This is a genomic window from Granulicella mallensis MP5ACTX8 (assembly GCF_000178955.2).
In the GTDB taxonomy this organism is placed as follows: Bacteria; Acidobacteriota; Terriglobia; order Terriglobales; family Acidobacteriaceae; genus Granulicella; species Granulicella mallensis.
The window spans coordinates 4,931,790-4,946,701 of record NC_016631.1 but is presented as its reverse complement, the minus strand read 5'-3'; the positions used below and the strand labels follow the sequence as shown (position 1 = coordinate 4,946,701).

Below are 14,912 nucleotides of genomic sequence, written 5' to 3'. Positions count from 1 at the left end.
AGTCAGGCTTTCAGCCCTCTTCCATTTATGCCCTTGGCACCTGGGGCTTTGCCCCAGGCTGGGATGAGGCGGGCCTTTGGCCCTTTAAACGAGCTACTTCCGCTGATTTGCCAGCTTCTTCTGCGCTTCGAGAAAGCGCCGCACGCGGTCGAGCGAGCGGGCTTTGCCGAAGACGACCAGGCTCTCCATCAGCGGGGGTGAGGTCAGGCTGCCGCTGAGGATCGCGCGCAGCAGCATGAAGTTTTCTTTCACGCTCCACTGCTTCGCTTCGCCGAGCTTCTTGAGCTCGGCCTCGATGGATGCGGCGTCCCAGGTGCTGGCTTCGAGCGCGGTGAGCTGCTCGGCGGCGAAGGCGAGGGTCTCTTCGGGCTGGCGCTTCTTGGGCAGCCAGACGGACTCCGGCGGGAGCACGTTGTCGCTGAAGAGGAAGCCGGTCATATCACCGAACTGGCCGACGGTCTCGATGCGCTCCTGGACCAGTGGGGCGACGGCGCGGAGATAGGCGTCGGAGAAGAGGGTCTGGCGCAGCGTCTGGAAGAACTCATCGGGAGACTGGCGGCGGATGTACTCGCCGTTGAGCCACTTGAGCTTTACGAGGTCGAAGACCGGGCCGCCGAGCGAGATGCGCTTGAAGTCGAAGCGCTCCTTCATCTCGGCGAGGGAGAAGATATCGCCTTCTTTGGTGTTGAGACCCTTGCTGACGATCTCCTGTTCGGTGGGCTGTGCCATGCCGCCGCCCATCAGGCCGAGGAAGTTCAGCATCGCGTTGGGCAGGTAGCCGCTCTCGCGGTAGTAGACCAGCGAGACGGGGTTCTTGCGCTTGGAGATCTTCGACTTGTCGACGTTGCGCAGCAGCGGCATGTGCCAGAACTTCGGCAGCTCCCATCCAAAGGCGTTGTAGAGCAGCACGTGCTTGGGTGTCGAGCTGATCCACTCCTCGGCGCGGATGACGTCAGTGATGCGCATCAGGTGGTCGTCGACGACGTTCGCGAGGTGATAGGTGGGGAAGCCGTCGGACTTCATCAGCACCTGGTCGTCGACGTTGTTGTGGTCGAAGGTGATCTCGCCGCGCAGTTCGTCGCGGAAGGTGGTCGAGCCTTCGAGGGGGACTTTGAGCCGCACGACGAAGGGCTTGCCGGCCGCGAGGTTGGCGTCGATCTCCTCTTGCGAGAGATGACGGGCGGCGCCGTTGTAGCGGGGTGGCTGCTTGGCGGCCATTTGCTGCTTGCGGACTTCCTCGAGCTCCTCGGCGGTTTCAAAGGAGCGGTAGGCGTGGCCGCTGCGGAGCAGCAGCTCTACGTGCTCGCGGTAGAGCTCGGTGCGCTCGGACTGGCGATAGGGGCCGTAGGGGCCGCCGACGTCCGGGCCTTCGTTCCAGGTCAGGCCGATCCACTTCAGGGCGTCGAAGATCATCTGCTCGGAGCTGGCCACGAAGCGGGTGCGGTCGGTGTCTTCGATGCGCAGCACGAACTCGCCGCCGCGCTGGGCGGCGAAGAGATAGTTCAGCAGGCCGATGTAGGCGGTGCCGACGTGAGGGTCGCCTGTGGGAGAGGGGGCGATGCGGACGCGGGTGGGGCGGGAATCAGGCGAAGGAGCGGAGGTCTCAGGAGTCATGGGTCAGACCCAATCTTAACAGAGACGCTCCGCAGCCTCGAACCGGTTTACGACTGAGGGGGAAAGGTGGAAGGGGGCGTGGTTGAAGGGAAGCTGGGCGGCGGCGGATAGTTAGGGGGGTAAAGCTGTGCCGCCGGGGCAGGAATGACCCTCCAGTCAGAGAAGGCGAGGATGCAAAGGACGACGATATAGCCGATGCCGGGAACCAGGATCAGCAGGGAAAGCGGGCCGGCCATGCCTGCCTTGGTGAAAATGCGCCAAAAGAGAAAGATGCCAAAGGCCAGGGCTGCTACGCCGATGAACATAAATATGCCCATCATGCCTGCGATCATGCCGCCAAATTGCTGCGCTTGCTGCTGGTCCATCATTGCCTCCAAGAGATGCAGACAATGTACCGGAGAATTTAGGAGTGGCCAAGTAATTTTTGGTGAAAGCGCGGATGTTCAGGATTTGGTAGGCCTGTATCCGTGGCTGGAACGGCTTCTTTTGCCACCGCAAAAGAGAGCAATTCGGTCGTTACGGCTATGCCTTCACTCCGGCCTTCGGCAGAGCGGTAGGCTCCTGCGGAGCGGCTTTACGGCGGGGCTGAAGCCCCGCCCCTTCAAAACATAAAGTATGGCCAAATCCACGAACAAAGTTGGATGACACGACTTAGGTCAGATCGTCGGTGTCGAAGGTCGGCAGCTTGCGGCCCAGGGCGCTGGTGTCGCGGCCGCCGGTGACGAGGGTGCTGAGTACGCCGTCGATGTCGGCTTCACTGGGGGCTTCGGCCAGGGCTTCCATCTTCTTGGGTTCGCTGGGCAGGTCGATCGACTCCAGCAGAGCGACGACGTGTGCGACGGCGGTGCCGTCCTGGGTGAGTCCTTCGGGGGTCTTGCCCTTGATGCTGACGTTCTTCAGGTCGAGGCCCAGCAGGTCGGCGACGCGGCCGCGCATATCGCCCGCAATCGGCACGATCTTGGGGCGGTGCATGATGAGCACGCAGTCAATGTTCACAATCTTGTAGCCGGCCAGGGCGATCTCTTCGAGCGCCGTCTCGAGGAAGACGGTGGAGTCCGCGCCCTTCCACTTGGGATCGGTCGGCGGGAAGAAGGTGCCGATGTCTCCGGCGGAGACGGCCCCGAGCAGGGCGTCGGTGATGGCATGGAGCAGCAGATCGCCGTCGGAGTGCCCGGCGAGGCCCTCGGGGTGATCGATCTTAAGGCCGCCGATGACCAGGGGGACACCGGGTTTGAAGGCGTGAGAGTCGAAACCGAGGCCGATACGCATGGACATTGTTATGGATGATAAATGGTTTTTGGGGTGAAGAATTGGGGAGGTGCGAGAGATGCGGCGTTATGTTTTTCGTCGTCATCCTGAGCGTACCGCTCAGGATGACGACGAAAAACGGGCAACAGCAACGGCAAAAGCGAGAAGCAGATTCCCTGCGGGAATGGCAAGCCAGAACAGCAAAGGCAACAGCAACAACAACGAGAGGGTTAGCCTGCCAGGTAGAACTCGGCGATTTCGAGGTCGCCGGGCTGCGTGACCTTGAAGTTGCGCGCGTGGCCCTGGACGACGAAGACCGGGATGCCGGCGCGTTCGAGCAGGCTGGCCTCGTCGGTGCCGATGAACTCGTCGGCTGCGGCTTCGGAGAAGGCCTGGCGCATCAGCGGAACGCGTGCTCCCTGCGGGGTCTGCGCGTGGACGATGAGTTCGCGGGGAATGGTTGCGGTGATCAGGGCTCCGTCGGCGGTGCGCTCGACCTGCTTGATGGTGTCGATGGCGGGGGTGCCGACGATGGCTGCGCCGTGTTTCTGGATGGAGTCGATCGTGCGGCCGATGGTCGTGGGATCGATGAGCGGGCGGACGGCGTCGTGAACCAGAACGATATCGTTTTCGGCGGTCGACGGCAGGGCCGCGAGAGCTCTGGAGACGGAGTCCTGGCGCGAGTCGCCGCCGGTGACGACGTGGACCTTTTCGCCGAGGTTATGCTCCGCGATCAATGCCGCTACTCGAGCCCGCTCGGACGTGCGCACGGCGACGTAGATGGCCGTGACGCGCGGTACCGCGAGAAAGGCACGCAGCGAATGCAGTAGAAGGGGGATTCCTTTGAGCGTGAGGAACTGCTTGGGCGCGGCCCCGGTGGAGGCCATGCGGGTACCGATACCGGCTGCGGGGAGAATGACGAAGACAGACATGGGAAGGTGAGTATAACGCGAAGAGGAAACAGGAAGTAGGAAACAGGAAACAGGGAACAAGAAACAGCACGTGGCGGGAGGGGAAAGTTGCTCATTCAGGGGGTAGGCGGCCTTAGGTCTTTACCCTGCCGAGCATTCAAATGCTGTTTCCTGTTTACTACTTCCTGTTTCCTTCTTCTGGCCGGAACATCATTTCGTTAGAGTGTGAGAAGCCGAACTTCTCGTAGATTGGCTTGCCGAATGGCGAGGCGTGCAGGGTGATGACGCCGATGCCACGGGTGCGGCACTCCTCTACGGAGAGCTTGAGTAACTGGTTGGCAAAGCCGCGTCCCCGGGCTTTGGGTGCAGTGTAGAAGTTGAGCAGATAGGCGCGTGTGGGCTGGGGATCCATCCAGTGCGGCGGGAAGTCCTGGAAGAAGATGCCGGCGGCAGCCAGCACGTGGCCGTCTTCTTCGAGGAACAGGCCGACATAGCGGCCGTCGGCGAGGCGCTCGCGGACCCAGGGTTCAAAGGCGGCATCCATCTCGGAGAGGCGGGCTTCGCTGGCGAAGTTATTGTCCTGAAACATGCTGTGACGGTGCGCGGCGATAAGGGCGGCGTCGCCTATAGTGGCGCGGCGTAAGTTCGGCATAGGGGATGATAACAACCGGGAAGCGGGTATGGGGCAGGCTCAAGCGCTTCTGATGGGCAGAGATGTTTCAAGGGATGGAGTAGGTGGACATCGTTCCCTCCGCGGCTGAAGCCGCCCTACTTTATGGGGTATCCCAACGGCGGGGCTGAAGCCCCGCCCCTTCAAAGCCAAAAGTGTGGCCAAATCCTGAAACAAGGTTTGATGCCACACCCTAATATCCATCCGGGGCAATAAAAACTGCGATGAAAGGGCCACCCCTGCCTTGCAGGCCAGCATCAAAGCTAGGACTGTTCCCAGGAGATTGAATATGAACCAAATGACGCGTTGGATTGCGAGTGCTGTCTTGTTGGTTTTGATGACTATGCCCTTCGCATCCGCGACGGCGCAGGATCGCAGTGCTTTCTACAATGGGGCGCGAGGCAGGCATCCGTATAACAACAACTACGATCACCGGCACGACGATCGTCGCGACCAGGGCGGCATTGGGCCAGGTAAGGGTGCACTGATCGGCGGTGCTGGCGGCGCCGCGCTGGGTGCTCTGTTTGGAGGAGGCCTGAAGGGCGCATTGATCGGCGGTGCAGCAGGCGCGGGCGTTGGTGCGGTCGCCGGCAAGGTTCACCAGGACAACAAAGATCGCGATTACCGTGAACGGTATGACCGGCATGGCCATCGGTACTAGAGCTTAGGCGGACGGGTTCCAGAAATCATTCGACGAGTTGAAGTGGAGAGGATTGCGATGACAAAGATACGGCAGGGTTTGACTGGGGTAGTGATGGCTGCGGCGCTGTGCTGGCCGGCAATGACGATAGCGCAGGCACCGGCACAGGATCAGGCGAGCACATCGGGTGATGCGTCCCCTCTTCCGCTCGACCAGCTCCTGACGAAGACGGTGCACGAGGCCTGGGTGGCGAGCGGCCGCAATGAAGACAAATTTCTTGCGATGGTGCAGCAGCTTGCCGAGTTGAGCGCGCAGAATCGTGGGATTACGCTGCCGAACACTCCGGAGGCCGGAGCTAAGTTTGGCGACTGGATCAAGAAGGAATCCCGCAAGGACCCGGACCAGTTGCTGTATGCCGTGGTGGACCATGCGGTCCGTTACGTGGGCAAGTCGCAGACGGCTGCTACTCCTGCGGCGAAGTAAATCTGGTGGCAGCGCTTGCAGGCGGGCGCGGATGCTGAATTCCACTTCCTGGATTTCATGTCTTGGGGGCCGCTGCAACTTTATGATGGAGCGATGGCAGGAAATCTGTTAATCGCTCCATCGCTGTTTCGCGCGGGTGACCGGGTCTGTGTCGCCATCTCCGGTGGCGCGGACTCGACGGCGCTGCTGTTGGCGCTGAAAGAGGCTAATGCGGCGAAGGAGTCGCTGGGCGTGGTGGTGAGCGCAGCCCATGTGCACCATGGTCTGCGTGGCGGGGAGGCCGATGACGATGAGGTCTTCGTCCGGGAGCTATGCGAGCGGCTGGCCGTTCCCCTGACGGTGTTTCATGTCGATACGGCGGCTCGCCAGGCGGCGGAGCGTGAAGGGGTTGAGGAAGCTGCCCGCGAGCTGCGGTATGAGGCCTTGCGAGGCCTTCTGCCGGAGGGCCGGGTCGATGCCATCGCCACTGCCCATACCCTTGACGACCAGGCGGAGACCGTGATGATGAAGCTTCTGCGCGGGGCCTGGACGGAGGGGTTGGGGGGAATCTCGCCGGTAGTGCAGGGATTAGGGATTAGGGAACAGGGATTAGGGCTCGGTGTTGAGGGTTCAGGGCCCAGGGTTCAGGGCTCAGTAGGCGGTAGGGTCGTGAGGCCTTTGCTCGGGGTGCGGCGGGCGGAGGTGGAGGCGTTTTTGCAGGCTCGAGGGCAGGTTTGGCGGACGGATTCCAGCAATCGCGACCTGGAGTTGACCCGCAACCGCGTGCGGCACGAGCTGATGCCGGTATTGCGCAGCTTTAATCCTTGCGTGGATGAGCTGCTGGCGAATATGGCGGCGATTGCGCGGGATGAGGAAGCGCACTGGGAGACTGAGTTGCGCCGTCTGCTGCCGCAGGTACTGTTGCCTGGAAAGCCGGTTCGGGGCGGCGGGCGGGCTGTGAGTACGGCTATCGGAGAGGCTGCGTGCTCCCTGGAGATTGAGAGATTGAAGGCCATGGATGCCGGATTGCGGCGGAGGGTTGTGCGGGCAGCGGCAAGATCAATGGGCTTCCGGCTCAATTTTGAAGAAACGGCTAAATTGTTGGCGCTGGCAGGATTTGGGGGCTATATCGGCATCCAAGGAAAGATCGGGAGTCGTCTGGAACTGCGTGCGGGGCTGCGTGGAGAGCGCTCAGCCCGCGAATTACGGCTCTGGCGGCAGTAACCGGTTACGTTATCTAAAGGATTTTGCGCGCCAGGACCTGACGGAAGAGTAGAATTTACCCCAAGAGTTCCATGACGATGGGCCGCAGGTGCGACTGTATAAGAGTTGCACCCTATCTCCGTTCACAGCGTCTAAAGCTATTGACGGCGGTTCGACTAAGCGGTAGAGAGCGTTGGGTTCAGCAATGAGTCGGCGTTGTTGTGGAAGAGGAAACGAGGAAGCAGATTGAATTCGACAGTCAAACAATTGTTGATATGGGTCTTTGCAGTTGCCTGCATTTTGGTTGGGTGGCGCTACGTCGCGACCACGATGGGAGCCGACCACAATAAGCTGACCAGCCTTACAGAACTGCAGAACGACGCGGCCGCCGGAAAGATCTCGGAGGTCACTGTGACGGGGGTCGATGTCACGGGCAAGTACAAGGACGGCAAAGAGTCCTTCCATACGACAATTCCGCAGAACTATCCGGACCTCTACAAGAACCTGACCGACCATGGCGTGAACGTCATCGTCAAGGACCCCAGCGGCGGGATCTGGTTGACCATCCTGTTCCAGGTGGCACCGATCGCTGCGATCGCTCTGTTCCTGCTGTTCATGATGCGGCAGATGCAGTCGGGCGGAAACAAGGCGCTGAGTTTTGGCAAGAACCGCGCTCGCCTGCTCTCCATGCAGCAGAAGAAGATCACCTTCAAGGACGTCGCCGGTGTGGATGAGGCGAAGGAAGAGCTGAAGGAGATCATCGAGTTTCTGCGCGAGGCGCAGAAGTTCCAGCGCCTGGGCGGACGCATTCCCAAGGGCGTGCTGATGGTCGGACCTCCGGGCACCGGCAAGACCCTGCTGGCCCGCGCTGTGGCCGGAGAGGCCAATGTTCCGTTCTTCTCGATCTCCGGTTCGGACTTCGTCGAGATGTTCGTCGGCGTCGGTGCAAGCCGCGTACGCGACCTGTTCGAGCAGGGCAAGAAGAATGCTCCCTGCATCATCTTCATCGATGAGATCGACGCTGTAGGACGGCACCGCGGTGCAGGTCTCGGCGGCGGACACGATGAGCGTGAGCAGACGCTGAACCAGCTCCTCGTCGAGATGGACGGCTTTGAGTCCAACGACGGCGTGATCCTGATCGCTGCGACCAATCGTCCTGACGTTCTCGATCCGGCGCTGCTGCGTCCGGGCCGCTTCGATCGTCGCGTGATCGTCGATCGTCCTGACATTCGCGGACGTGAAGAGGTTCTGCGGGTTCACTCGAAGAAGGTTCCTCTCTCCGAAGATGTCGACCTGCCGGTTCTGGCACGCGGCACACCGGGCTTCAGCGGTGCGGACCTCGCCAACATGGTGAACGAGGCGGCTCTTACGGCGGCGCGTTTCAACCGCAAGGCTGTCCACATGTATGACTTCGAAGTCGCCAAGGACAAGGTGTTGATGGGCGCTGAGCGCAAGTCGATGCTGCTGTCTGAAGATGACAAGCGCGACACGGCGTACCACGAGGCCGGTCACGTGCTCGTCGCCGCCAAGCGCGACCACTCCGATCCTTTGCACAAGGTGACGATCATTCCGCGCGGCATGGCGCTGGGCGTGACGATGCACCTTCCCGAGGAAGACAAGCACACGGTCACGAAGGACTATCTGAACACGCAGCTTGCCATCCTGATGGGTGGACGCTGCGCCGAAGAGATCTTCATGAACCGCATGACGACCGGAGCGGGCAACGACATCGTTCGCGCTACGGAACTCGCTCGCAAGATGGTATGCGAGTACGGCATGAGCGAGCTCGGACCGCTGACCTACGGCAAGAAGGAAGAGCAGATCTTCCTGGGCCGCGAGATCGCACAGGCACGGGATTACTCGGACGATACGGCGAACCAGATCGACAAGGCCGTACGCTCGCTGGTGGACGAAGGCTATCGCTCAGCTCACCAGATCCTCGAAGATAATCGCGACATCATGCACCGCATGGCTGCTGCTTTGCTCGAGCGTGAGACGCTGGATGCTGTTGAGATCCAGTTGCTCATTCAGGGCAAGGAACTGCCGCCGGCAAAGTCTTCTCTGGCCTATGCGGACGGAGATGGCGATGTTCAAAAGGTGTCGAAGCCCGAGAGCGGTCGCAAGACCGGCTTCAACGAAGGCCTGCCGACCACGGCGTAAAAGCAGAGTGTAGAGAATAGAGTGTAGAGAAAACAGGGGCGGCGCGGAATGAGGTTATTCCGCGCCGCCTTTTTCTTGTCTACGCTCTATGCTTTGTGATCGCAGCCAGTCCGGTCTGCGTGACCATATGCGTCTCAATTGGCGCGCGATCCAGCGGATGCTGAGGATCATCAGGACGAGAAAGACCCCGGCGATGGTGGCGGCGGTGTAGGGGTGGTGCGTAGCGACCCAGGTGAGACCGATAGCGGCCACGTCTTCGGTGGTGGAGAGAGCGATGTTGGAGGCTGGTTCGGGGCTGGTGGTGACCAGGGTGCGGGCCGCGGTCTTCGAGGTGTGGGCGATGGCAGAGATGATTGCGGCTGCTGCGGCGGCCAGTAACTGCAGCTCCGGGGAAAGCTGGGAGGCTGCTTTGTAGGCGATCAGTGTCGCGACCGGAACGCGGACGAAGGTCTGGGCGGCGTTCCAGATGAGGTCGAAGGCGGGGATCTTGTCGGCGAAGAACTCGATGATGAAGAGCAGACCGGCGGCGCCCATGACCCAGGGATTCGTCAGGGCGTTCAGGGATGGGGGCAGAACGACCCAATGGAAGTGCGCCAGGATGCCCAGTGTGGCGACCGTGGCGTAGACGTTGAGTCCGGCGGCGAAGCTGATGGCGACGATCAGAGCGGCGATGGTGGGGGGCGTGAAGGTCATGGGTGGGGGACCTGTTTGGTGTATGCAGGGAATCGTATCGTAAATGGTGATGAGATAGCGGGCAAACCGAGTGCTTGTCCTCTTCGAGGAGGGATCGGAACAATAAAGCTAAAGCAATCCTGTTATCTGTTGAGCCGGTGCGATAGGCTAACTTCATGAAGAAATGTTCGCTGCTGAGTGGTATTTTTCTGGCGATGGCCGTCGCAAGCTACGCACAAACGCAAACCGCAACCCAGCCATCGGCGCAGAGTGCGACAACGACGCCCGGAGCTACTGCCGGCCATGGGGCGCATCCGCCGGATGAGGTCAAGCCTCCCACCAAAGACGATCTGTTGCGAGGCGCTTATGGCCCGTATCGCGCCAACAACGACCTGCTCTTCTACCATCTAGACCTGCGCGTCGATCCCGTGGCTAAGTCCATCGCCGGAACGAACACCGTTCGCTTCCGCATGCTGGCGGACGGCAAGCGCATCCAGCTGGAGCTGACGCCGCAGCTCAATATCGACAGCATCAAGCTCGGTGAAAAGACGCTCCAGTACACCCGCGAAGAGCGTACGGTCTGGATCGATTTTCCAGAGACGCTGCGCAAGGGGAATGTTTACGAGGTCGCGTTTGCCTACTCCGGCAAGCCGGTGACGCAGGGCCGTTTCGGGTGCTTCTCCTTCGACAAGGACAAGGAAGGCAAGCCATGGGTTACGACGGCTTGCGAGGGGGAGGGCCCGAGCGTCTGGTGGCCGAACAAGGACCAGTGGCGCGATGAGCCGCAGGACGGCATGGAGATCGATGTCGCCGTGCCGAATGGGTTGATGGATGTGTCGAATGGCCGGTTCGTCAGCAGCAAGGACCTGGGCGACGGCTATACGCAGTGGAAGTGGCTGGTGCACTATCCGATCAACAACTATGACGTCGCGCTGAACATCGGCGAATATCAGCACTTTTCAGGCAAGCACGGTGCGACGACGCTCGATTTTTATGCGTTGCCGGAAGACCTGGAGAAGGCCAAGGCGCAGTTCGCGCAGGTGCCTGAGATGCTCGACGCCTATGAGCACTACTTTGGTGAGTATCCGTTCGATAAGGATGGGTACAAGCTGATCGAAGTGCCGTACGCGGGCATGGAACACCAGTCGGCGGTGGCCTATGGCAACCACTTTGAGAACGGCTACTATGGCCGCGATTGGACGGGCGTGGGGATCAGCCCCAAGTTCGACTTCATCATCATTCACGAGAGCGGGCATGAGTGGTTCGGCAACTCGGTCACAGCGGCAGACCCGTCGGACATGTGGATTCATGAAGGTTGGACCACCTACCTGGAGGTGCTGTACGTCGAGTACCGCTGGGGCAAGGCCGATGGTCTGCGCTATGTGAATGGGCTGAAGGCGAAGGTGAAGAACGAGCTGCCGAGCATCTCGCAGCATGGGATCAACCGGGAGCCGCCGCAGGACCAGTACTTCAAGGGCGCGCTGATGATCAACACCTTGCGCAGTGTGATCGGCGACGATGCGAAGTGGTTTGCCGATATCCATGACTTCTATCAGCGGTTCAAGTATCAGAACATCATGACCGAAGACGTCGTGAGCTGGTGGAACGAACGGACGGGGATGAACCTGACGCCGTTCTTCGACGAGTATCTGCGGCATGCGGCGTTGCCGATTCTGGAGCTGCACCTCGATGAGGCGAAGCACACGATGAGTTATCGCTGGAAGGCTGATGAGACGGGCTTTGCGATGCCGATCCAAGTGGGCGATCCGCAGCATTGGACGACGGTAACTCCGGTGACGGGGGAGTGGAAGACGATGCCTTGGGTGGGAACGGGTGAGGAGTTCAAGGTGGCGACTGATTTGTATTATGTTGCAGTGAAGCAGGAGTAGGTTTCCTTGTAGACCGGTCAACCCACGGTTCTCTTATCTGGGAACCGTGGGTCCGCTCTCATGTAGAACTTGTACGCATCCTCATGGGTGATTCTGAATCCGTGCCTTGCGTAAAGCTGAAGTGCCGGATTGATCTTTACCACGGCTAATGTGATGGTTTTTGACTGGCTCCTGGCTCGTGCCAGAAGCATCTGCAGAACCTGGGTGCCGATGCCTTGCCGCTGCATAGCCGGTATCACATACAGCGAACCAAGATCGATAGACGTTCCTTCCAACCGTTCCTGAATCCAGCCGACATCGCGGTTGTCGACAGTAATGATTCGGACCTCATCGAGCCTGAAAAAGCCAATAAAATACGCTTCCTCACGAGCTTGATCCCATCCGAACAAACGCTCGATCATCCAGCGCATCGTTTCGAAGTAGAGGTTACGAGCGAAAGCGAGGTCTTCAGCCTGAGCTTTTCGAAAGCCAATCTCCATGCGTGCCTATGATACCGGAACCGCCAGAGGCAATCAGGCGCGAGGGATGTCTTTGTTACGGGGACGCGAGGAATCCGCATCTGCCGTTGCTGGGCGCTATCATTGAAAAGATGCGTGCGCTCTATCTGCTGTTCCTCCTCCCGATGACTGGCTGTGGTTACCACGGCGTGGGTGCTGCGTCGCACATTCCTGTGAATGTGCGCACGCTTGCCGTGCCGATCTTTCAATCGAAGGTGCAGGCCTTTCGCACGGAGACGGCGTTTACGCAGGCTGTGGTGCGGGAGCTGAACACTCGCACGCAGTATCGGGTGCTGACAGCCAGTGGTGACGGTACGTTTACGGGCAGTGGGACGTCCGCGGATGCGACGCTGCGCGGCACGATCCTGACCGAGACGGTCGCGCCGTTGACGTATGACGCTTCGAGCGGTCAGACCTCGAGCTATCTTGTGACCGTAACGGCGCAGGTGGAGCTGGTGGCGCATGATGGCACCGTTCTTTATAGGAACGATGCGTTTGGATGGCGCGAGCAGTTTCAATCGACGCAGGATTTGAGTGGCTTTGTGGAAGAGGATGGAGCTGCTGTGCGGCGCATGGCGCATGACTTCTCTGAGGCCCTGGTGAGCGATATGCTGGAGTCTTTTCAATGAGCCCTTCTCCTTCAAAATTGCGTAGCTTTGCGGCGGCGGAGCGGTTTGTCGCGGAGATTAGCGGCGATGCCCGGCGGCCGGGGTATGTGCTGCTCGGCGACGAGTCGTTCCTGTACGAGATCTGTCGCCGGGGCGTTCTGCAGGCGCTGGTACCGGGCGAGCTGCGCGAGTTCTGCCTGCATGATCTGGACCTTGGGGAGACCTCGATCTTTGAGGCGCTCGACCTGGCGCAGACTCCGTCGCTGATGGCTCCGTTCCAGGTGCTGTTCCTGCGCAATATCCAAAAGCTCTACGGCCGTGGGCAGAAGAAGGAAGAGTTCGCGGCGATCGACGAGTACTTTCGCCGACCCAACCCGCAGGCCTTGCTGGTGTTTGTGGCCGACCACATCAGCCTGCCGCAGGACCTGCGCAAGATGGATATGCAGGACAAGGAGCGGGCCGAACGCATTCGCGAGACGCTGGGCGATGCGTGCGGTGTCGTTGAGCTGCAGCGTGTGAGCGAAGACGATGCGGTGCTCTGGGTGATGCGCGAGTCCGAGGCCAAGGGGGTTCGCTTCCATGAGGACGCGGCGCGAGAGTTGGTCGATGCGCTGGGCGCGGAGATGCTCACCATTAAGAGCGAGCTGGAGAAGCTGATGCTGTATGCCGGTGCGCGGGGTGAGGCGGCCGGCGATGCAGGGATTGACGTTGCGGATGTGGAGACGATGGTTGCGGCGGCCAAGCAGCGCAGCCTGTATGAGTTGACCGATGCGATCAGCCTGAAGGATGCGCCGCGCGCGTTGGCGCTGCTGCACGGGCTGTTGAATGCTTCGGATGGAGGTGAGGATGCGGCTATTGGACACATCTTTACGCTGGCGAAGACCTTTCGGCAGATGCTGGTGCTGAATGAGAAGCAGGTAAAAGATCAGCGCGCGATGTGGCAGGTGCTGTGGCCTGGGTTTCGTGTCGCTCCGTTTGCTGCCGACGCTTTGATCGCACAGGCCCGGCGGTATCGCGACCGTGGTGAGTTGACTCGTGGATTGCGGTGGATTGCGAGAGCGGATCTGGAACTGCGCTCGAGTCCTGCGGATAAGCGTCTGGTGCTGGAGCGGTTGGTGATGCGGCTGGCGAGCAAGGCGCGTGTGCCGGAGTTGGAACAGGCTTCGTAGGTCTCTCCATTGCGCGTCACGATGAAGCCATGACGCTTCGGTCGAGATGACAATTCATGGGTAGTTCGTTGATTACTTTGGCTGCGGTGTCTGCTTGCCGAAGGGTGGTTTGCGGGAGGGGTCGGAAGGAATTGTTGTGGGGTCTTTGAGGATCGCGGGGTCGGGGATCGGGACGGTGAGGCTCGAAGGCCGGATGAAAGCCCGTGTCCCTTCGAGGGTGACTGCGATGCTGTGCATGCCGGGGGTCATGATGCTCGGTCTCGGGAACTCAAGGATGTAACGGCCGCGCAGCAGATCGACGAATCTGCGAAGTGTTTGCGGAAGTTCCTTGTCTGTCGTCCTCAGGATCAGTCCTCCGCTGCGCTGGCAGAGAACGCTGAAGGCACGCTCCCAATCATCAAAACTTTCCGGGGAATAAGCGAATATCGGATTGCTTACTCCGATGACAGTCACGCCCCCGTCGGTGATCAACGATTCGATATCGTTTCTACTGATGTTGCTGCGTCCGTCGTAACCATCGGTGAAGGCAAGAATGACGCGGCGGCCAGGCTTTTCGGCAAGCTGTTGAATGATGAAAGAAAACGCGTTCCATAGCGGTACTGTGTTTCCACATGTCGCACGGGACTTTCCCCGGTGGATCACCTGCGATTGAAGCGCCTGGTCGATGGCATCTTCGATCTTGTTCGAGTCAGCCGGAATGTTATTGGCGGAACGGATCATGTTGCAGTCCAGGGAGTAGATGGAGACATGATCCTGGGGGCGAAGGGCTCCGAGAGCCATGGCGGCCAGGGGCCGGCTTGAAGTCAACGGTAGTTTGCTGGCGTTGTTGTCGCTTAAATCGAGCAGGATGGCGAGCGTGATGGGATCGTCTCCTTCAAGCCGAACGTGCGTGGGCTGGAAGCGGGGGCCGGAGTCCAGGCTGACGCGAAACTTCTGTGCGTCGACAGGAGGCAGCGTCTGCATGGAGGGTCCGAGGACGAGGGTGGGGACTTGGACGAGGTCGGTATAGACGTGCAAGGTATAGGGAACAGTCCCCCCTTGCGGGCTCTGTGCGGCCGCGGCCATGCAAAGAAACATCGTGACCGGCAGAATCGCTCTAAAGCGCCTCATTGCAGCAGTATGGCAGAATAAGTGATTGCTTGGTCGGGAAGCGTCTTTGAACAGGGAGA

The 14,912-nt window shown here is 60.2% G+C and carries 15 protein-coding genes; 7 read left to right on the top strand and 8 right to left on the bottom strand.

Going from position 1 to position 14,912, the window contains the following annotated elements; translation table 11 throughout:
- Positions 1-93: 93 nt before the first annotated feature.
- From gltX to ACIX8_RS19305, 5 genes are all read right to left on the bottom strand, one after another.
- Positions 94-1,614 (bottom strand): glutamate--tRNA ligase, encoded by a 1,521-nt coding sequence (gene gltX, locus ACIX8_RS19325; protein ID WP_014267069.1) that lies wholly within the window; start codon positions 1,612-1,614, stop codon positions 94-96.
- A gap of 47 nt (positions 1,615-1,661) precedes the next feature.
- Positions 1,662-1,982 carry a hypothetical protein gene (locus tag ACIX8_RS19320; protein ID WP_190273703.1) on the bottom strand — a complete coding sequence of 107 codons (321 nt, stop codon included), beginning with the start codon at positions 1,980-1,982 and terminating at the stop codon, positions 1,662-1,664.
- 283 nt (positions 1,983-2,265) lie between these two features.
- A complete protein-coding gene (gene ispF / locus ACIX8_RS19315; protein ID WP_044177090.1) occupies positions 2,266-2,889 on the bottom strand; it encodes a 2-C-methyl-D-erythritol 2,4-cyclodiphosphate synthase in 624 nt (207 codons plus the stop codon).
- Between the two features lie 203 nt (positions 2,890-3,092).
- A complete protein-coding gene (gene ispD, locus ACIX8_RS19310) occupies positions 3,093-3,794 on the bottom strand; it encodes a 2-C-methyl-D-erythritol 4-phosphate cytidylyltransferase (protein WP_014267066.1) in 702 nt (233 codons plus the stop codon).
- A 157-nt stretch (positions 3,795-3,951) separates the two neighbouring features.
- Positions 3,952-4,425, bottom strand: a complete 474-nt coding sequence (locus ACIX8_RS19305; protein ID WP_014267065.1) for a GNAT family N-acetyltransferase — start codon at positions 4,423-4,425, stop codon at positions 3,952-3,954.
- A gap of 307 nt (positions 4,426-4,732) precedes the next feature.
- On the opposite strand from ACIX8_RS19305, the gene ACIX8_RS19300 reads away from it, so the two are divergent.
- The 4 genes from ACIX8_RS19300 (at position 4,733) to ftsH (ending at position 8,908) form a co-directional block, all read left to right on the top strand.
- Positions 4,733-5,104 carry a hypothetical protein gene (locus ACIX8_RS19300; RefSeq protein WP_014267064.1) on the top strand — a complete coding sequence of 124 codons (372 nt, stop codon included), beginning with the start codon at positions 4,733-4,735 and terminating at the stop codon, positions 5,102-5,104.
- Positions 5,105-5,161: 57 nt separating this feature from the next.
- A complete protein-coding gene (locus ACIX8_RS19295; RefSeq protein ID WP_014267063.1) occupies positions 5,162-5,566 on the top strand; it encodes a hypothetical protein in 405 nt (134 codons plus the stop codon).
- A gap of 93 nt (positions 5,567-5,659) precedes the next feature.
- Complete coding sequence (gene tilS, locus ACIX8_RS19290) at positions 5,660-6,769, top strand: tRNA lysidine(34) synthetase TilS (protein ID WP_044179160.1); 1,110 nt, start codon at positions 5,660-5,662, stop codon at positions 6,767-6,769.
- Positions 6,770-6,994: 225 nt separating this feature from the next.
- Positions 6,995-8,908 (top strand): ATP-dependent zinc metalloprotease FtsH, encoded by a 1,914-nt coding sequence (ftsH, locus tag ACIX8_RS19285; RefSeq protein ID WP_014267061.1) that lies wholly within the window; start codon positions 6,995-6,997, stop codon positions 8,906-8,908.
- A gap of 54 nt (positions 8,909-8,962) precedes the next feature.
- Here ftsH and ACIX8_RS19280 read toward each other — a convergent pair whose 3' ends face one another.
- Complete coding sequence (locus ACIX8_RS19280) at positions 8,963-9,601, bottom strand: DUF4126 domain-containing protein (protein ID WP_014267060.1); 639 nt, start codon at positions 9,599-9,601, stop codon at positions 8,963-8,965.
- 155 nt (positions 9,602-9,756) lie between these two features.
- Between ACIX8_RS19280 and ACIX8_RS19275 the strand changes: the two genes are divergently transcribed.
- Positions 9,757-11,469 (top strand): M1 family metallopeptidase, encoded by a 1,713-nt coding sequence (locus ACIX8_RS19275; RefSeq protein ID WP_014267059.1) that lies wholly within the window; start codon positions 9,757-9,759, stop codon positions 11,467-11,469.
- 17 nt (positions 11,470-11,486) lie between these two features.
- Here the strand turns inward: ACIX8_RS19275 and ACIX8_RS24810 are convergent, their stop codons facing one another.
- Complete coding sequence (locus tag ACIX8_RS24810; RefSeq protein WP_014267058.1) at positions 11,487-11,948, bottom strand: GNAT family N-acetyltransferase; 462 nt, start codon at positions 11,946-11,948, stop codon at positions 11,487-11,489.
- Between the two features lie 110 nt (positions 11,949-12,058).
- Between ACIX8_RS24810 and lptE the strand changes: the two genes are divergently transcribed.
- Entirely contained in the window at positions 12,059-12,595 is a 537-nt protein-coding gene (gene lptE, locus ACIX8_RS19265) for an LPS assembly lipoprotein LptE (protein ID WP_044179151.1), read from the top strand.
- Positions 12,592-13,743 carry a DNA polymerase III subunit delta gene (gene holA, locus ACIX8_RS19260; protein ID WP_014267056.1) on the top strand — a complete coding sequence of 384 codons (1,152 nt, stop codon included), beginning with the start codon at positions 12,592-12,594 and terminating at the stop codon, positions 13,741-13,743. The genes lptE and holA overlap by 4 nt, the downstream gene beginning before the upstream one ends.
- Before the next feature lie 72 nt (positions 13,744-13,815).
- On the opposite strand, the gene ACIX8_RS19255 is transcribed toward holA, so the two are convergent.
- Positions 13,816-14,808, bottom strand: a complete 993-nt coding sequence (locus ACIX8_RS19255) for a vWA domain-containing protein (RefSeq protein WP_150110674.1) — start codon at positions 14,806-14,808, stop codon at positions 13,816-13,818.
- Between the last annotated feature and the right edge of the window lie 104 nt (positions 14,809-14,912).